This is a genomic window from Tardiphaga alba, from assembly GCF_018279705.1.
In the GTDB taxonomy this organism is placed as follows: domain Bacteria; phylum Pseudomonadota; class Alphaproteobacteria; order Rhizobiales; family Xanthobacteraceae; genus Tardiphaga; species Tardiphaga alba.
In genome coordinates, this window is record NZ_CP036498.1 from 2,262,824 (window position 1) to 2,279,990 (window position 17,167).

Here is a 17,167-nt window from a genome sequence, read left to right on the forward strand (position 1 = left end):
TCATTTTGTCCCAAAGCGATCTTCGGATATCCGCCCCCGCTGACATCCACTCATATGTTTAGAGGGCGTTGCCAGCAGTGGCAAACCTTCCGGCGAAGAACCTCCGGGCTTTCACGCGTTCCCCACAGGGCTTTTTGAAGCCCCGATCCGTTCGATTGATCAACAACCTAGCGGGATCGGACAGGCGATGGAATGCGACGATCAGCCCGTTCAGTTCTCACGTGCCTGTTGCATGATGGGCACATCTCTGGTGACTCGCGGGGCGGTACCTTTTTCCGGTATGCCGCGTTTTCGAGATGCCTTCAAACTCTTCAACCGGGGTCCGAATGCCGAAGATTTTTAGCGATCCCGAGGCGGTCGTCGAAGACATTGTGCGCGATGTCGGCACCACGCTGGTGGTCGGACTGCCGCTCGGTCTCGGCAAAGCCAATCACATCATCAATGCGCTGTATCGGCGCGCCGTGGCCGATCGGAATATCAATCTCACCTTCTTCTCGGCGCTGACGCTGGAAAAGCCGCGGCCGTCAAACGAGCTCGAGAAGCGCTTCATTGGCCCGGTCATCGATCGCCTGTTCGGTGGTTATCCCGACCTCGACTACGCAAACGCCATCCGCAAGCACGAGCTGCCGTCGAATATCCAGGTCAACGAGTTCTTCTTTCTTGCGGGTAAGTGGCTTCGCGTCGCGGATGCCCAGCAGAATTACATTTCCGCGAACTACACCCACGCCGCTTGCTATCTGATGGCGCGCGGGTTGAATGTCATCACGCAGCTCGTCTCAAAGCGCGTCGTCGATGGCGCCGCGCGTTACAGCCTGAGTTGCAACACCGACACGACGCTCGACCTGATGCGTGCACGAGCCGAAGGTCGCGCGTCATTCAAGCTGATCGGTCAGATAAACTCCGAACTGCCTTACATGCCGGGGCAGGGCGATCTTGCCGGCGATGAATTCCATGCGGTGCTGGAAAGCCCGGACGTTGAGTTTCCGCTGTTTGCACCGCCATCGGAGCCCGTCAGCGATACCAAATATGCAATCGGCCTGCACGCCGCGGGCCTGATCCGCGATGGCGGCTCGCTGCAGATCGGCATCGGCCAGATCGGCGATGCGCTGGCGCAGGGACTGATTGCGCGCCATCGTGATAACGATGCATTCAAGGCGACGGTGCAGCGGCTTGCACCGGGCATTGCCGTGCGAAGCGAGCCATTCGAGAAGGGGCTCTACGGTGTCAGTGAAATGCTGTTCGAGGCATTTCTTGGTCTGATCGAGGCGGGCGTTCTGAAGCGCGAAGTGGATGGCACGATTTTGCACGCGGCTTTCTTCCTCGGCCCGAAAGCATTTTACCGGTCCTTGCGCGAGATGCCGCCGGAACGTCTGGCGAAAATTCAGATGATGCCGGTGTCGTTTACCAACGAGCTCTATGGCGACGAAGCCGGCAAGCGACGCGCGCGCGTCGATGCGCATTTCGTCAACAATACGATGATGGCGACGTTGATGGGCGCCGCGGTCTCCGATGGTCTTGAGGACGGGCAGGTCATCAGCGGCGTCGGCGGCCAGTACAACTTCGTCGCGCAGGCTTTTTCGCTGGAAGGTGCACGTTCGATCCTCACGCTGGAAGCGACACGGCCGGGCAAGGCTCCGTCATCGAATATCCGCTGGTCATACGGGCACCAAACCATCCCGCGCCATTTGCGCGATATGTTCGTCACCGAATATGGCGTCGCCGATCTGCGCGGCAAATCCGATGCGGATACGATCGCGGCCATGCTGGCGATTGCCGACTCGCGTTTCCAGCCGGAGCTGATGCATCAGGCAAAGGATGCGGGCAAGCTGCAGAAAAATTTTGAGATCGCTCCTGCGCATCGCGACAACACACCTGAGCGGATTGCCTCGGCACTGAAGCCCGCACGCGATGCCGGTCTGTTGCCGCTGTTTCCGTTCAGCAGTGATTTCACGGATGTCGAGCAGCGCCTGATTCCGGCGCTGCAGATATTGAGCGCGGCGGTGAAGACGCCGACGACTCTCGCCGGACTGTTCTGGGAGGGGCTCACGTCATCGCCAAGCGCGCATGACGAAACCGGTCTCGCACGCCTGAAACTCGATAGGCCCGCCACCATGCGGGAGCGGGCCTATCGATTGTTGGTGGCGGCAGCGTTGAAGCGCAGCGCGCTTAACGGTTCTTGTTCACCGGCTTGCGCTTCTCGATGAAGGCCGCCATGCCTTCGCTGCGGTCTTCCAAAGCGAAGGTCGCGTGGAATAGGTCGCGCTCGACCTTGAGGCCTTCGGCGAGCGAGGTTTCCAGCGAGCGGTTGACGGCGCTCTTGGCCATGGACGCCACCGGGCGCGACATGCCGGCGATCTTCTCGGCCATGGCGATCGCTTCTTCCATCAACTTGTCAGCAGGTACAATGCGGCTGACGAGGCCGGAGCGTTCGGCTTCCGCCGCATCCATCATGCGGCCGGTGAGGCAGAGATCCATGGCCTTGGACTTGCCGATGGCGCGGGTGAGGCGCTGGGTGCCGCCGATGCCGGGAATGGTGCCGAGGGTGATTTCGGGTTGGCCGAATTTGGCGGTGTCCGAGCAGATCATGATGTCGCACATCATTGCAAGCTCGCAGCCGCCACCCAGCGCATAGCCTGACACGGCCGCGATCGTCGGCTTGGTGCAGGTGGCGACACGGTCGCCGCCGATCTGGGTGAAATCCTGCGAGAACATATCGATGAAGCCCTTCGGCTGCATCTCCTTGATGTCAGCGCCGGCGGCAAAGGCTTTCTCGCTGCCGGTGACGATGATGCAGCCGACGGCATCATCCGCTTCGAGATCGTCGATCGCCACCTTGATCTCGCTGAACACGCCGAAGGACAATGCATTGAGCATCTTCGGACGGTTCAGGGTCACGATGCCGACGGCGCCTTTGCGCTCGACGAGAATGTGTTCGAAGCTACTCATGTTTCATCCCAAGGGTCTGTTGATTGCGGCCACCGGAGCCGGCGACCGTGCGCAATCTGCCCGCTCAGGGGATGCGGTTCAAGCGATAAACATCCGGGCTGCCGAGGCCACCGTGAGCAATCCGCCAAGGGCAATGAACACCTTGCCGATCAGCGAGGTCTGCTCCCACGGCCTGTTATTTTCCACGGTCGTTGCTGCCGGCGCCGGCGAGGCAGGGGCGTCGATGGTGGCCTTGGCCAGCGTGAGCGGCGGCTTGTCTTCAGCCGCGCGGTCCAGCTCGTTGAGCTGATCGGAGGCCATAACTTCGGTCCCGTGTGTGGCGTCGTCGGGAGCAGCTGTCGCATGTGGCTCGGGTTGCGCGCCCATCTGGCTCAGCACGGTTCCGGCCTGGGCGGACATGTTGTAGGTGTCGGTGGGTTTGGCGTCATTGGCCCACTGCGCATTCGCATTGGCGACAGAGGGGGCATGCTGTCGTCCTGTGTGGGCTTGAGGTCGTCCGCCTTGGCTTCTCGCTTGGCGGTCTCTTCCTTGGCCGGCTTTTTGGCCTTGGCTTGCCGCTCGGCCTTGCGGGATTTGCTGGCGGACTTTTTCGGATGCAGGCGAACCGGGGCGTCGGATGTGGCCGTGACACCGGTGGCGGTGCCGACGGCAGCGGGCTGTTCCTGAGCTGTCGTCTGCGCGGCGGCTTCGCCAGCCGATAACAGCGACGCCGATGCCCAAAATCCCGCCGCGATGATCCATGCGGCGTGTCCGGTCTTCAATCTCATCATGGTCTCCCCAAAGATACCCGCCCCTACAGCGCCAAAGGAAACTGCGCAGGTGACCACATGGGGGCAAAAAAGGGGAATCTTCGCGCCAGTTTTTGCCATGTTCGGGCGAAAGCCGTTTTCAGCGCTGGGATGACGCATGGCAAAGGTGTTATGAGCCGCAAAGCCTGATCCGAAACCTTGCCCGGGCGAGCCCGCATGGTCACGGTTCTGTGATCTCACCGCGGCGGATGTAACACTCTGATCCCACCGCCGAAATGCCTTCAGGAGCGCGTGTGCGCGGACGTGACGACGAATGGACCGATCTGATGCGGTCGGCCAATGCAGGGGATGGCGCTGCCTATCACCGCCTGCTGAAGTCCGTCACGCCGGTGCTGCGTGCAGGGGCAAGACAGGGCCTGGCGCGTGCCGGCCAGTCGCCCGATCAGGCCGAGGATATCGTGCAGGACATTTTGCTGGCGGTGCATCTGAAGCGGCAGACCTGGGACGCCAACGCGCCGTTCGCGCCCTGGCTGTTCGCGATCGCGCGCAACAAGCTGATCGACGCTCTGCGCAAGCGCGGCAGGCGCATCTTCGTCGATATCGACGATTTTTCGGAGACGCTGGCGAGCGAGCCGCCGGCCGAGCCGTTGCCGTCCGTAGATATCGCGAGCCATCTCGATGATCTCACGCCGCGTCAACGCGATGTGTTGCAGTCGATCGCCGTCGAGAACGCCTCGATCAGGCAGACGGCCGAAAAACTGTCGATGACCGAAGGCAATGTGCGCGTCACTTTGCATCGCGGGCTTGCAAGCCTTGCGGCCAAGCTGCGGGAGGAATGAGCATGGATACCGACCGTTTGATCTTGGCGCTCGCTGCCGACCTTGATCACCGCCCGCAACCGGTGCGCATCCAGCTCGCGAAAGCATTGCTCGTCGCACTGCCTGTGACGGCTGCGATGATGTTGGTCACGATCGGCTTGCGACCGGACTTCATGGCGGCGATGCGCAATCCGTTCTTCGATCTCAAATTCGTGGTGACGCTGGCTCTCGCCATTCCCGCCATCGTTATCAGCCTGCATCTGTCGCGTCCGGAAGCGTCGCTTGGCCGTTGGGTCTGGCTGCTATTGCTATCACCGTTCATTCTCGTCGCTGCCATCATTGCCGAGATGGCGATGCCGCAACGTGCGCCCATGATGGCGCGCATGATGGGCCGCAGCGCCATGCTCTGCAGCCTGTCGATCCCGGTGCTCTCGCTGCCTATTCTCGGCGCGACGCTGTTTGCCCTGCGTCAGGGCGCGCCGTCACGTCCGGTGCTCGCAGGTGCGCTTGCAGGGCTGATGTCGTCCGGTCTTGCTGCCGCGATCTATGCGGCCCACTGCGCGGATGACTCGCCGCTCTTCGTTGCAGTCTGGTATACGCTCGCGAACATCGCGGTGACCGCGGTGGGGGCAGTCCTGGGCGCGCGGGTGCTTCGCTATTGACGTGACACCGTCAGCCGCGTTCCATCTGGATAAAGCTTTCACCAATTTCGCATGGTCCGGGTATCGCATCGTTACCCAACGAGGCCGTAGGTAACCATATCCCTGCAACAACCAGCTTTGCTGCTCGTTCTCGCTGCACGTCTGACTCAGCGTGGAGCGTTCCTCATGACGACCCTTCTGAACGGAAGCGACAATAACCGGCTTGCCGAAGTACTGGCCGGATCGGCTGCACTGTTATCCGCAACCAGTGCCGATGCAGCGTCTCAATTGCCCCTCAATGCCTTGCTCGGCGAGGACACGATATCGGCCGATGCGACGATCGATGACACCGCAACAGCGGGCGCCCATGCGCAACTGGATCCGATCCAGCTCGACCTCGCCGCAGACGCGAGCGCTGACACATCTGCCCCCGATATGGCCAATCTCCTCGGCCTCGGTGACATCATCGCGCTGCAACCAGATACGCAGCTCGACCTGGCGCATCTCACCGAACCTGTCGCGGACACCGTGCAGAATGTCGTCGGCGATCTGCATCTGCTTGGCGACCAGGGCGACCTCATCCAGCTTCCCGTCGATCTCGCGCAACAGCTTACCGACACGGTCGTGCAGGGCGCCGGAAGCCTCGTGTCCTCGGCCGCAGGTGGAAACGCTGATCCCGTGACCGGCTTGCTCGGCACCCCGCTGGGACTGCTGAATGGCGGGCTGCTCAATGGAGGCCTCGGCGATACGATCGAACATGTCGGCGAGACCGTGGGGTCGCTCGTTCATTCGCTCGATGATTTGCTTGGCAATACCGGCTTGCTGGATCCGGTCGCCGATCTCGTCACTGGATTGACGGGGAGCCTGAATGAGCTGCCGATCCTCGGAAATCTGCTCGGCGGTGCATCCGGCGACAACGGAGGAGCGCAGGGAGGGCTGCTCGGCGGCATCCTCGACATTCCCAATCTCGGCGGTGCCGGCACCGACGCACTCACTGGAACGCTGCTCGGGCCGCATGGTCTTGTCGGCGGTCTGCTCGGAGGCGAGCTGTTCGGCGGCGAAGCAGCCTCCGACGCATCGGCTTCTGCTCATGCCGCAGCGCCGCTCGATCTCGTTGCTGGCCTCACCGATGTCCTCACCGGCGATCATGGCATTCTCGATCTGCACGGTGCTCATATCATCTAACGAGATCGCGGGGGAGGCGCGGCATGCCCACGCCTCCTTCGTCAAGTCGCTGAGAACATCCCCCATCACCCGGTGCGTTTGCCGAGAGGATGTCGATGAGTGGTCCGCGTTTCAATTTTTCCGTATTGCCAACTCCCGTTCGCACTGCCCTTGGTGAGACACGCATCGCGCTGATTGCCGTCGCCAGCGCGAGCTTCATCGTCAATCTCCTGATGCTGGTCGGCCCGCTATTCATGCTGCAGGTCTATGACCGGGTGCTGCCGAGCCGCAGCATATCGACGCTGGTCGGGCTGTTGCTGATCGCTGTTGTGTTGCTGCACATCCAGGCTATCGTGGACATCGTGCGCAGTCGCCTGCTGGCGCGCATGAGCGAGGCGTTCGACCTGTCGATCCGCGCCGCGGTATTCGACAGCGTGCAGCATGCGGCCTTGAGCAAACCCGGGACGGACGGCCTGCAGAATGTCCGCGACCTCGATACGGTGCGCGGCTTCATGTCCGGCAGTGGCCTGATCGCCGCCTGTGATCTGCCATGGACGCCGCTCTATATCCTCGTCTGTACGCTGTTTCATCCGTGGATGGGGTTTGCGGTCGCCTGTGGCGCCATCCTGCTCGGCGCCATTACCTGGGCGTCCGAGACGTTTACGCGTGCACCGACCCAGGCGTTGGTGGGGCTCGCTTCGGCGCGGCGGACCATCGGCGAGACGGCGTTCAACCACGCTGAAGTCGTGCATGCGCTCGGCATGAAGCGGCGGATGCGCGATCTCTGGAGCGAGCGAACCGGTGATTTTCTCGATGGCCAGCGGGCGGCATCGGACCTCACCGGCAGTTTCGGCAGCGCGTCACGGCTGCTGCGGATGTTGTTGCAGTCGGGCGTGCTTGCGCTTGGTGCGTGGCTCGTCATCAATCAGCAGGCGACGCCCGGCGTGATGCTGGCGGCGACCATCCTGTCCATCCGCGCCCTTGCACCGATCGAACTGGCTATCGCCAATTGGCGCGGGTTTATCGCGGCCCGTGCCAGTTTCGAGCGCCTCAGTGACAGCCTCGCAGCGCTCCCCATCAAGCCAAAGACCGTCGATCTGCCCAAACCGACGCGTCAACTGCGCGTCAATTCCGTCAGCCTCACCGTGCCGCGTGCGGAAGCACTGATCTTGCACGACATCAGCTTCGCCCTTCAGGCAGGAAGTGCGGTCGCAGTGGTGGGGCCGAGTGGCTCCGGCAAATCGACGCTGGCGCGGGCGCTGGTCGGCGTGGTGCCGCCGGTTCGCGGCGTGATTCGCATCGATGGTGCGGCGCTGGCGCAGTGGGATCAACTGGCGCTTGGTGCATCGACGGGATTCTTGCCGCAGGACGTCGCGTTGTTTCGCGGCACCGTTGCGCAGAATATCTCGCGTTTCGCCGCCGAGAAAGATGCGGAGCGCCTGCTGTCCGCAGCGCAGCAGGCCGGCGTCCATGATCTCATTTTGCGGCTGCCGAACGGTTACGAGACCGAGGTCGGCGAGGGCGGAATGATGTTGTCAGGCGGACAGCGCCAGCGGATCGCACTGGCACGAGCGCTCTATGGTGACCCATTCATGGTGGTGCTGGACGAGCCGAACTCCAATCTCGACAGCGAAGGTGAGCGCGCGCTGGTGAAGGCCATTTCAGGCATCCGCGCACGCGGCGGGATCGTCATTGTCGTCGCGCATCGGCCTGCATTGCTGGCGGCTGTGGATCACATGCTGGTGCTGAATGAGGGCAGGCAGCAGGCTTTCGGCAAGACCGATGCAGTGCTGCCGATGCTGACCGCGAAGCCGGTCGTTGCATCTCAGGATGTCGCTCCGGCGTCTGCGTCCAAGCGCGGCAGCAAGAAACAGGCGGTGGCCGAATGACAAGGGATGTGGCGAACAACAAGCGATCGATCCAGCATCACATGATGGCGGTGGGCTGCGCCGCGATTGTCTTGATCGGCAGCATGGGGGTCATGGGCGCCGCGACCGACATGTCGGGTGCGGTCATTTCGTCGGGCTCGCTGGTGGTCGAGTCCAGCGTCAAGAAAGTGCAGCATCCCGCAGGCGGCGTGGTGAAGAACCTGCTGGTGACCGAAGGCGCGAAGGTCAGCAGCGGCGATCTCCTGATCCGCCTGGATGAAACAGTCGCGCAGGCCAATCTCTCGGCCGTCACCAAAAGCCTGTGGGAGCTCGAAGCGCGGCGTGCGCGGCTGCAGAGCGAACGAGACGGGCTGACGGAGATCAGTTTTCCCGATGAATTGACGTCGCTGCCGCCAGATTCACCGGCGCAGTCCATCGTGTCGGGTGAGCGCCGTTTCTTCCAGCTCCGGCATGATGCGGCGGAGGGGCAGAAACATCAGTTGAAAGAACAGGTCTCCCAACTGAAGGAGCAGATCGTCGGGCTGGAGGATCAGCTGACGGCGAAGAAGCAGGAGACTGAATTGCTGAGCAAGGAGCTGGTCGGCGTCGAGCAGCTCTGGGAGCAGCGGCTTGTCTCGATCACGCGTCTCGTGACCCTGCAGCGCGATTCCGCGCGGCTGCTTGGCGAGAAGGGGCAGCTCACCGCATCGATCGCGCAGGCGAAGGGAAAGATCTCCGAGACGGAATTGAAGATCCTGCAGATCGATCAGGATTTCCGCAGCGACGTGGCCAAGGAGCTCGCCGACGTTCGCGCCAAATATGCGGAGACATTCGAGAAGAAGGTCACGGCGCGTGACCAGGCCGAAAAACTGGAAATCCGCGCGCCGCAGACAGGCGTGGTTCACGACCTCAACATTCATACCGAGGGCGGAGTGATCGCCGCGGGCGAGACGGTGATGACCATCGTGCCTGATGCCGATAGCTTGATCGTGGAGACCCGCGTGCCCCCGCAAGACATCGACCAGGTCAAGCTCGGTCAGTCCGCGGTGCTGCGTTTCACCAATTTCAATCAGCGGACCACCCCGGAGATCGATGGCCAGGTTTTGCGGATCGGTGCCGACGTCTCACGCGAGGACAAGGCCGGCCCGACCTATTTCGTGGTTCGTATCGCGATCGGGCAGGACCAGATCAAGAAGTTCGGTGGCGTCAAACTGATGCCCGGCATGCCGGTCGAGGTCTTCATCAGCACGGCGGAACGGACATTGCTGTCATATCTGATGAAGCCCATGGCCGATCAGATGCATCGTGCATTCCGCGAAAAATGAGGATTACGCCGACGCGCTGGCCGGCGATCGCCCGGTGGCTCCCTGAGCGATGTCACCATTCAATTCACGCGTATAGTCTCTGAAATCGACTTCCAGCGTATAGCGCGCCGAGTTCAGCCAGGTGCTGATCTTCTTCTGATGGAAGTCGCGCACTTCGAGCGCCATGTCACCCGGGCTCGGCAGTTCGACGCGGCCGCTCAGCACGGCGGCGATCCAGCGGGCCTGAACTTCGACCAGCGGAATGGTCGGCCCGATTGGCTGCACGAGGCCGGCGAAAAAGAGGCCGGGCTGTGTCGGTGGCGCCATGCGGCGATAGAGATCGACCATGCCGCCGCCTTCCGGTACGGCAAAGATTTCGGGAGCCAGGAAGGGGAAAGTGGTCTTGTAGCCGGTGGCATAGATGATGGCGTCGTAATCCGCGCGCGTCTCATCGGCGAAGACAACGGCATTGCCGTCGAGCGCGACCACATTCGGCTTCACGTCGATCCAGCCATGACCGATATAGGGCAACAGCTCCTGGCTCAACGTCGCGTGTTCGCGCCACATCGGATGTTTCGGTCGGGGGAGACCAAACCGGGTCTGATCGCCGACCGCCAGATAGATCAGCCGCGCCATGATCTTCCGCGTCAGCAGCGTGGGAAGCTTCAGCTTGCGCCCGAAGAAGGCCGACCAGCGATCGATCGGAATGCCCATCATATATTTCGGCATCACATAGGCGCCGGTGCGGGTCGATAGAGTCACCGTTTTCGCGCGCTTGCAGAGATCGACCGCAATATCGACGGCGGAATTGCCGATGCCGACCACCAGCACCCGTTTGTCGTCGAATGGCTGCGCGGTGCGATACTGGCTGGAGTGGATGGCGGTACCCTCGAAATGACCTGGAAAGGCCGGCCAACGCGGGTCCCAGAGATGGCCATTCGCGACGATCACGGACCGATAGGTGCGAACGCCATCGCCAGTGCTGACGCGCCAGCCTTCGTCGGCTTTCTCAACGGAGGTGACCTCGCAATTGAAGCGGGTGCGCGACCGCGCGCCGAAGCGGTCGGCATAAGCTTCGAGATAAGCAAGCAGTTGCTGATGCGACAGAAAGTCCGGTTTGTCGTCGCCGATGGGAAAGTCGGAATAGCCGAGATTATTGCGGCTGGTGTCGATATGCAGGCTGCGATAGGCGCAGGACAGGCCATTGTCATTGCCGTAGCGCCACATGCCGCCGATGTCGGAGCCTTTTTCGTAGATATCGAAGCTCAGGCCTTTGTCATGAAGGGCTTTCGCCACGGCGATGCCGGAGGAGCCCGCGCCGATGATGCAGATATCCGAAGCAGTCTCGATCATGCAGTGGAGGTCTCTCTACCCGAATGTCGCTGATAGCTGAGAATGATCTCGTCGAAGGTCTTGTCGGCCGTCACACCGATGGAAGGTGCGCGTGTCGAAATAAAGCCTTTCGGCCAGCCATCGACAATCTTTTTCAGCTCGGCGTCGGGTTCGAAAGTCACCTGCGGCGTTGTGTCCGTGACAATCGTCAATGCGGTGACGATGTCTTCCATGCTGACCGTCAATGCTGGCTGGTTCAGCGCCCGTTTGCCACGCAATGCGGTCGAATCTGTATCATGCAGCGTGATGAGATTGCGCACCACCGTGTCCACGGAGACGACAGGGACCTTGGTGTCCGGTCGTAACGGACAGACGGACGGCTGGCCTGCGACGCTGTCGCGCACGAGGCCGGCAATGCGATCCGAGACCGACTGTGTCGGCGGACCGGGATGCACGAGCACGATCGGGAGACGAAGGGCGCGGGCATCGATCAGGCCGAGGCGGGTGGCATCGGCCAGCATCAGCTCGGCGATGGCCTTATGCGTGCCATAGGTGGTCTGCGGCCGCTGCAGATGATCGTCGTCGACATTGTCCGGGAGCAGGCCGCCGAACACGGCAATCGAACTCGGGAAGATCAGGCGCGGTGGCGCGGTGCGGTTGCCGACGGTCTCGATCATGTCGGCCAGCGACAAGACGTTGACCGCAAGTGCTGCGGCCGGGTCGGCTTCGGCGGCGCTGGTCAGGACGGCCGCGAGATGAAAAACGCTGTGCGGCTTCCATGCGGCGATCCGCATGCGCGTTTCGCGATCGGCAATGCTGGCCTGCATGGATGTAATGCGCGGGTCGGAGATGTCCGGCAAATGCGTATCGAGCAGAAGGATCTCGTCGATTTTCTCCGAGACACCTTTGGCGTTTTTCAGCGAGCCTGCCTGAAGCAACGCTGCCGTGAGCGTCGTTCCGATAAAACCACCGGCGCCGGTAATCAGGATGCGCATGAATTCCGCCCCGTTGTTGACGAGCCTGTGCAGCGTGGACCGCTGCGACGATGCCATCACTATCAACCCGTTGGCGGTGAAGTCGATGCCTGCTGGTGGAATGGCAGATCAGCGCAATTGGTGTTGCGGTCATCGGCTGCAATGATGCAGGCGGCTGAGGATCGCCGCGGCAAACGCGCGCTTACGCTGCCGGCGGCGAAGATGTGGCCTGCTGCATACGATGAAAGCGCAGCACTTGCTGCGCCGTCGAAGGGCGCAACCTTTCATAGGTGTCGCGATCGGTCGCGCTATCCGATATCGGCAGCCCCGACAGCGCCTCGCGCATATTGATGATCGCCTTCACCGTCTCCCATGAAAAATTCGCAACCTTCGACAGAATGAGGATGCCCTCATTGCTGGATTCCACCATCATGGTCTCTGCGACCGAAACGGGAATGTGGGCAAGGCAGGCGATGGCCGCATTCGCCTCGTCGAATTTCTTGTTCAAGGCGAATTTCAGCACCTCGTTTTCGTCGAGGCGCCCATCCTTGAACAGCAGGCGTACCAGTTCGTGCGAGATAATCGCTTCCTCGCTCATTGTTGCCCGCGCCGACCTTGCGCGTGTGGTCGCCTGCTGAACCGCAAGTGAAACCTCGGCCGCCAGTTTCGGGTTGGCGGTGGCCAGACGCGTACGGACCGAGCTCGATGCTCTGGCGATCAGATTGAGCAGATGGTGCCGCGGGATCGATGGCCGCAGTGCGACGCAGGTGGCGATCTCGTCATTGCCGTCTGCGCGCTGCACCAGTCTGGTATAGCCTTGCTCCGAAAACGCGGCGCCCTGGTTGTTCACGGTGCTCTTGACGACGTCGTCATTGCCGCGCTCGACGAGGATATCGGTCACTGCGCCGCTCAGAACCTTTCGCGTCGAGATGGCGAGCAGATGCCCCTGGCTCTTGGTGCGCGCATTCTCGATGAGGGAGTTTTCGTCGAGTTGGTCCGATTGTGACAGCACAGGCGCGGCGACCTCGATCAGGTCGTCGAAGGCGAGCGTTCGGATGACCTGGGGCGGGGCGCCGGCAACGGGACCGAGGCGCTCTGCAAGAAGCGTTTTGGCGCATCCTTCGAGCTGCTCGATCAGGCATTGAAAGACATCATCGAACACGGCGATCTGCTCAGCAGAATACTCGACCGAATGATCGACAAAAAGATCGGTGACCTTGCGCAGTGTTTCCACGCGGCGTGCCACATTGCCATGGGCGAGCGCCGCCTGGAGTTCATCGAGCAAATTGGTCGATAGCGTGGACCTGGGAGACATAACTCTTTCCTGGAGCAATCAATTGACCGCCATTCTCGGCGGTTGGTCGTGAGGCAAAATCAGGCGGCGGCAATGCGGTTACGTCCGCTCTCCTTTGCTGCGTAGAGTGCGCTGTCCGCACGTGCAAGCATAGATTCGGCGGCTTCGTCGGGGCGGTGTGTCGCAACTCCTGCCGAGATGGTGACAGTCAGGCCGCCCGAGAACGCGCTCCAGTCGAGCGTCTCGATGATTGAACGCAGACGTTCCAGCATGCGAACGGCTTGATCGTGAGGGGTGTCCGGCAGGATCAGCAAAAATTCCTCACCGCCAAAGCGGCCGAATTTATCGATGCTGCGGATGTTCGCGAAAATGGTGATGGCGAATGTCCGGAGCACCTCGTCGCCGGTCAGGTGTCCGAACCTGTCATTGATACGCTTGAACCAGTCGAGGTCGATGAGTGCGACGGTGCAGGGCGACGCACCGCCTTGCGTGCGCGCGATGTCGCCTTCGAGCAGTTGCATGATGCTGCGTCGATTGAGGGCGCCGGTGAGATCGTCGAGTTCGGCAAGTTCTTCGATCCGCTTGTAAGCGCCTTCGAGTTCGACGCCCCTGCGATACAGATTGTCGCGCATCCGGCTCGCAAAGATATTGATGAACATGCCGCGACCGATGGTGACGGCGAAGGTCAGCAGCGTTCCCACGCGCTCGAGCAGTGTCGTTGCTGGCACGGCGAGCGGCAGATCTGCGACCAGGTAGAGTGCGGCGACGCTGCCCGTCATCAGGATGCAGGCCACAAGGCCCTGGAGCGGAGACGCGCGGAAGGCGATCACATTGGCGATGAGAAAGAACGCACTGAGAAAGACAATACCGACTTCGGGCGCCAGATAGATGAAGCCCAGCATCATGGCGCAGGTCACCGCCGTATAAGGGGCGGCGAAGAAGTGGTCCTTCCAGCGGTCGCTCAGGCCGCTCTCGGAGATGGCGATGAAGACTGCGAGCTTGACGGCAGCGCAAGTGGTAAACATGCCCACGATGGCAAATGACGTGCTTCCCGCGGCTGCGAACAACAGCAGCAGAGCGATGTTGATGACGTGACTGGCTGCGGCCAGCAGCATCACCTGACGGCGGCGCGCCAGGCGTCGCTTCAGCATCGCGGACGCCGTCTCGCCTTCGACGGCTTCGAAATCGCCGTTGACCGGATCGTAGGATGAGCTCGCGATGGCCGACATTGATCCACATTCTGGTTTCAACAGTGGAACTCTATGCCGCAAGCCTTTCTGTTTGGTATCTATTGCCTCGGGGGAACCCGGCTATGTCACCTGAAATGCAGGATAATTTGCCGTATCGGGATGCCGGTGAGGGCTTTGACGGGGGTAAAAGAACCCCGGCCGGAATGCGGCCGGGGCGAGTTTCACTTGATGTAGCGGATACCCGCCGCCTCAAGATACGATCCGGGCACGATGAGGTGTCACATACCGGCCTTGCATCCCGTGCGGGTTTCTCGATCAGGCTGACGACTTGGTAAGCTTTCCCGGTGAATCGTGCAGACACACTCGGAAACGACCAAGCATTATGGTACCCGTTTTGAGCCTCCATGGGACCGGGAGAGCCAGCTTGCACCTTTCCCAGGGCGCAATGGCCTATTCCGCAACTTTTTGAGAAGATTTTGCCCTTGCCAGTCGAACCTCTTACGATTTCAGCCCGACCAACTTTGCGAGACGGACAGTGAGCGCGACCCAGGCAACATCAGACGAAACCCTGATCGGCCGGATTGCGCTAGGCGACCGTCTCGCGATGCAGGTGCTTTACGGGCGGCACCACGTCCGGGTGTTTCGCTTCGGCCTCCGGCTGGTGCGGAACGAACAGATTGCGGAGGACCTTATCAGCGAGGTGTTCCTGGATGTGTGGCGCCAGGCCGGAAAGTTCGAGGGGCGTTCGGCCGTCTCGACCTGGTTGCTGGCCATTACGCGGTTCAAGGCGCTCTCCGCATTACGGAAGCGCAAGGATGCCGAGCTGGACGACGAAACCGCCAATGCGATCGAGGATACGTCCGACGATCCTGAGGTGACGATCCAGAAAAAGGACAAGGGTGACGCGTTGCGAAGGTGTTTGACGTCGCTTTCGCCGGACCACCGGGAGATCGTCGATCTCGTCTACTACCACGAGAAATCGGTGGAAGAGGTGGCGGAGATTGTCGGGATTCCCGAGAACACTGTGAAGACGCGTTTGTTTTATGCACGGAAGAAATTGGCCGAACTGCTGAAGGCAGCCGGCGTGGAGCGAGGCTGGCCATGATGGCAATGAGCAATAAGGTGCCGGAGCAGGAGCCGGGCGAGATCGAGGCCTTGCTGCCTTGGCACGCCGCAGGCACGCTCAACGCCCGCGACGCCCGCCGCGTCGAGGAGGCGCTGGCCCATGATTCCGATCTGGCCCGCCAATATGCCGTGATCCGTGAGGAATATGCCGAGACGATTTCTCTGAACGAGAGCCTGGGCGCGCCGTCGTCGCGCGCCATGCAGAAGTTGTTCGCGGCCATCGATGCCGAGCCGGCTCGCAAGGACACGTCGAAATCGGTGGGCTTCGGATCGCGCCTTTCGAGCTTCTTCGGCTCGCTGACGCCGCGCACGCTGATGGCCGGCACCGCGATCGGCTGTCTCGCCATCATGCTGCAGGCCGGCGTGATCGGCAGCATCGTCATGCAACGCGATGGCAGCGGCTTCCGTCCGCTCAGCCAGGAGTCGGCTCCGATGGCTGCGCCGACCGCGGCCCCGAGTGCCGCGCCAGCGCGCGAGAGCGCCCCTGCTGGAGATGCGCGCATCGTTCGCGGCCTGAATTCCTCAGCCGTAGCGCCCGCGCCATCCGCCGGTGCAGTCTCGGCGCCAGTGGCCGCTGCTGCGCGTGACGGCGCGACACGTCTGTTCGTGCGCTTCGCACCAACCGCGCGGGTGTCCGACATCACGGCCTTGCTCGATGCCTATCAGGGAACGATCGTTGGCAATGACAAGGACGGACTGTTCCGACTTCAGTTCGGCAGCCAGGTCATGACCAAGGACCAGATCGCAGGCCTGATCCGTCGTCTCGAAAACGAGAAGATCGTGAGCATGGCGGTGCCGGCGCAGTAAGCGTCGCCGGCGGCTGGTGCGATCCGGCCGCCGATTTACATCTCATCCCGTTGAACGTTTTGCGGCTTGGGCGGACTCATGAATGTGGGAGCGGCAAGTCCCTCCCCAGAGACCGACCCGGCGGATGCGCCCAACACATCGCCAGGTATGGCCAGACCCGTCCGGTTGTCCCCCCGGGCGGGTCTTCTCGTTTCAGGAACGTGCTATCGCATCCTCTGTGATTGTTCCGCGCATTTTTGCGGCGCAGTCATTCGTTGCGCCTGCTTGACGCAACAAGCACAGGTTTGACGGGGCTTTCCTCATCGGTGCGACAACAAAGTGTCTAATTCCGAACACATTCTGGTAGACGTCTGACACTTTTCCACAGATTGTAGACATGTACCGGTGAGTGATTCTGTTGCGTCGAGTCCGTTTTCCCTCCTGCGGACATGCACATGTCACTGCACTCTTCTTTGTCTTCCCATTCGCTCTCTTCCGCGTCATCGCATTACGGTGACCTCAAGACCCGCCAGATCGCCGAGCGCTGGTCTGTGCTGGCCGAGAAGCGGCTGAGCCACCTCACCGAATTGTTCGAAACCGGGCGCTGGCGCCGGTTTCACAATGAGATCGATTTTCTCGAAAACATCGCCGAGGCCAAGGATGCCGTCGAACGCTGGCGGGCCATGGCCAATGGGCAGTTCGTCTCGCCGGTGATCCGCGATGTGCCGCAGGTTCTGCAGCCCGTAGCGGCTGTGGAGATGGCGGTGCTCGAAGAACATCTGGCGCCGCGCGAGCCGGAGCGGGTGCTTCCGCATCTCGTGGCCGTCAACGACGCGCCGGAGATTCCAGCGCCGGTGCTCGAGCCGCGCAACCGCGATGTCGCCCAGGCCGGTCCGATCGCCGACTGGCCGGTGGCTGTCGATCTCGACGCCATCCGCGATCGCTATCCGATGCTGCGCGCCGCGATGTGACGGTG

General features: G+C 61.7%; 16 protein-coding genes. 9 read left to right on the top strand and 7 right to left on the bottom strand.

Features of this window, described 5'->3' with window-relative positions; genetic code table 11:
- Positions 1-326 precede the first annotated feature (326 nt).
- The gene (locus tag RPMA_RS10540) at positions 327-2,204 is read left to right on the top strand and encodes an acetyl-CoA hydrolase/transferase C-terminal domain-containing protein (RefSeq protein WP_211912760.1); all 1,878 of its coding nucleotides are present in this window, start codon (positions 327-329) and stop codon (positions 2,202-2,204) included.
- Here the strand turns inward: RPMA_RS10540 and RPMA_RS10545 are convergent.
- The 3 genes from RPMA_RS10545 to RPMA_RS10555 form a co-directional block, all read right to left on the bottom strand.
- Positions 2,167-2,946, bottom strand: a complete 780-nt coding sequence (locus tag RPMA_RS10545; RefSeq protein WP_211912761.1) for an enoyl-CoA hydratase — start codon at positions 2,944-2,946, stop codon at positions 2,167-2,169. The genes RPMA_RS10540 and RPMA_RS10545 overlap by 38 nt on opposite strands.
- Before the next feature lie 78 nt (positions 2,947-3,024).
- Positions 3,025-3,246, bottom strand: a complete 222-nt coding sequence (locus RPMA_RS10550; protein ID WP_211912762.1) for a hypothetical protein — start codon at positions 3,244-3,246, stop codon at positions 3,025-3,027.
- Between the two features lie 71 nt (positions 3,247-3,317).
- On the bottom strand, positions 3,318-3,854 hold the full coding sequence (locus RPMA_RS10555; protein WP_211912763.1) for a hypothetical protein: 537 nt from the start codon (positions 3,852-3,854) through the stop codon (positions 3,318-3,320).
- Positions 3,855-3,988: 134 nt separating this feature from the next.
- On the opposite strand from RPMA_RS10555, the gene RPMA_RS10560 reads away from it, so the two are divergent.
- From RPMA_RS10560 to RPMA_RS10580, 5 genes are all read left to right on the top strand, one after another.
- Positions 3,989-4,534, top strand: coding sequence for a sigma-70 family RNA polymerase sigma factor (locus RPMA_RS10560; RefSeq protein ID WP_211912764.1), 546 nt, complete (start codon positions 3,989-3,991; stop codon positions 4,532-4,534).
- A gap of 2 nt (positions 4,535-4,536) precedes the next feature.
- Positions 4,537-5,175, top strand: a complete 639-nt coding sequence (locus RPMA_RS10565; RefSeq protein ID WP_211912765.1) for an NrsF family protein — start codon at positions 4,537-4,539, stop codon at positions 5,173-5,175.
- 165 nt (positions 5,176-5,340) lie between these two features.
- Complete coding sequence (locus RPMA_RS10570) at positions 5,341-6,339, top strand: hypothetical protein (protein ID WP_211912766.1); 999 nt, start codon at positions 5,341-5,343, stop codon at positions 6,337-6,339.
- A gap of 95 nt (positions 6,340-6,434) precedes the next feature.
- On the top strand, positions 6,435-8,207 hold the full coding sequence (locus tag RPMA_RS10575) for a type I secretion system permease/ATPase (RefSeq protein ID WP_211912767.1): 1,773 nt from the start codon (positions 6,435-6,437) through the stop codon (positions 8,205-8,207).
- A complete protein-coding gene (locus tag RPMA_RS10580; protein WP_211912768.1) occupies positions 8,204-9,511 on the top strand; it encodes an HlyD family type I secretion periplasmic adaptor subunit in 1,308 nt (435 codons plus the stop codon). Before RPMA_RS10575 ends, RPMA_RS10580 begins: the two co-directional genes overlap by 4 nt.
- 3 nt (positions 9,512-9,514) lie before the next feature.
- On the opposite strand, the gene RPMA_RS10585 is transcribed toward RPMA_RS10580, so the two are convergent.
- The 4 genes from RPMA_RS10585 to RPMA_RS10600 all read right to left on the bottom strand — a co-directional run bounded on the left by RPMA_RS10585 (position 9,515) and on the right by RPMA_RS10600 (position 14,319).
- A complete protein-coding gene (locus RPMA_RS10585) occupies positions 9,515-10,843 on the bottom strand; it encodes a flavin-containing monooxygenase (RefSeq protein ID WP_211912769.1) in 1,329 nt (442 codons plus the stop codon).
- Positions 10,840-11,874 carry an NAD-dependent epimerase/dehydratase family protein gene (locus RPMA_RS10590; RefSeq protein ID WP_249225625.1) on the bottom strand — a complete coding sequence of 345 codons (1,035 nt, stop codon included), beginning with the start codon at positions 11,872-11,874 and terminating at the stop codon, positions 10,840-10,842. The genes RPMA_RS10585 and RPMA_RS10590 overlap by 4 nt, the downstream gene beginning before the upstream one ends.
- 124 nt (positions 11,875-11,998) lie before the next feature.
- A complete protein-coding gene (locus RPMA_RS10595) occupies positions 11,999-13,111 on the bottom strand; it encodes a DUF2336 domain-containing protein (protein WP_211912770.1) in 1,113 nt (370 codons plus the stop codon).
- A 59-nt stretch (positions 13,112-13,170) separates the two neighbouring features.
- On the bottom strand, positions 13,171-14,319 hold the full coding sequence (locus tag RPMA_RS10600) for a GGDEF domain-containing protein (protein WP_211912771.1): 1,149 nt from the start codon (positions 14,317-14,319) through the stop codon (positions 13,171-13,173).
- Between the two features lie 496 nt (positions 14,320-14,815).
- Between RPMA_RS10600 and RPMA_RS10605 the strand changes: the two genes are divergently transcribed.
- The 3 genes from RPMA_RS10605 to RPMA_RS10615 all read left to right on the top strand — a co-directional run bounded on the left by RPMA_RS10605 (position 14,816) and on the right by RPMA_RS10615 (position 17,162).
- A complete protein-coding gene (locus tag RPMA_RS10605; protein ID WP_211912772.1) occupies positions 14,816-15,385 on the top strand; it encodes a sigma-70 family RNA polymerase sigma factor in 570 nt (189 codons plus the stop codon).
- Positions 15,382-16,212, top strand: coding sequence for a zf-HC2 domain-containing protein (locus RPMA_RS10610; protein WP_211912773.1), 831 nt, complete (start codon positions 15,382-15,384; stop codon positions 16,210-16,212). Before RPMA_RS10605 ends, RPMA_RS10610 begins: the two co-directional genes overlap by 4 nt.
- A gap of 434 nt (positions 16,213-16,646) precedes the next feature.
- Positions 16,647-17,162 carry a TIGR03809 family protein gene (locus RPMA_RS10615; RefSeq protein WP_211912774.1) on the top strand — a complete coding sequence of 172 codons (516 nt, stop codon included), beginning with the start codon at positions 16,647-16,649 and terminating at the stop codon, positions 17,160-17,162.
- Positions 17,163-17,167: the final 5 nt, after the last annotated feature.

What these genes read in the sequence shown, in the direction of transcription:
- RPMA_RS10590 (WP_249225625.1), bottom strand. Translation starts at nt 11,874, where the DNA reads ATGGCATCGTCGCAGCGGTCCACGCTGCACAGGCTCGTCAACAACGGG.
- RPMA_RS10610 (WP_211912773.1), top strand. Translation starts at nt 15,382, where the DNA reads ATGATGGCAATGAGCAATAAGGTGCCGGAGCAGGAGCCGGGCGAGATC.
- RPMA_RS10545 (WP_211912761.1), bottom strand. Translation starts at nt 2,946, where the DNA reads ATGAGTAGCTTCGAACACATTCTCGTCGAGCGCAAAGGCGCCGTCGGC.
- RPMA_RS10595 (WP_211912770.1), bottom strand. Translation starts at nt 13,111, where the DNA reads ATGTCTCCCAGGTCCACGCTATCGACCAATTTGCTCGATGAACTCCAG.
- RPMA_RS10615 (WP_211912774.1), top strand. Translation starts at nt 16,647, where the DNA reads ATGTCACTGCACTCTTCTTTGTCTTCCCATTCGCTCTCTTCCGCGTCA.
- RPMA_RS10540 (WP_211912760.1), top strand. Translation starts at nt 327, where the DNA reads ATGCCGAAGATTTTTAGCGATCCCGAGGCGGTCGTCGAAGACATTGTG.
- RPMA_RS10555 (WP_211912763.1), bottom strand. Translation starts at nt 3,854, where the DNA reads ATGCGTCATCCCAGCGCTGAAAACGGCTTTCGCCCGAACATGGCAAAA.
- RPMA_RS10600 (WP_211912771.1), bottom strand. Translation starts at nt 14,319, where the DNA reads ATGTCGGCCATCGCGAGCTCATCCTACGATCCGGTCAACGGCGATTTC.
- RPMA_RS10565 (WP_211912765.1), top strand. Translation starts at nt 4,537, where the DNA reads ATGGATACCGACCGTTTGATCTTGGCGCTCGCTGCCGACCTTGATCAC.
- RPMA_RS10585 (WP_211912769.1), bottom strand. Translation starts at nt 10,843, where the DNA reads ATGATCGAGACTGCTTCGGATATCTGCATCATCGGCGCGGGCTCCTCC.
- RPMA_RS10580 (WP_211912768.1), top strand. Translation starts at nt 8,204, where the DNA reads ATGACAAGGGATGTGGCGAACAACAAGCGATCGATCCAGCATCACATG.
- RPMA_RS10575 (WP_211912767.1), top strand. Translation starts at nt 6,435, where the DNA reads ATGAGTGGTCCGCGTTTCAATTTTTCCGTATTGCCAACTCCCGTTCGC.
- RPMA_RS10570 (WP_211912766.1), top strand. Translation starts at nt 5,341, where the DNA reads ATGACGACCCTTCTGAACGGAAGCGACAATAACCGGCTTGCCGAAGTA.
- RPMA_RS10550 (WP_211912762.1), bottom strand. Translation starts at nt 3,246, where the DNA reads ATGGCCTCCGATCAGCTCAACGAGCTGGACCGCGCGGCTGAAGACAAG.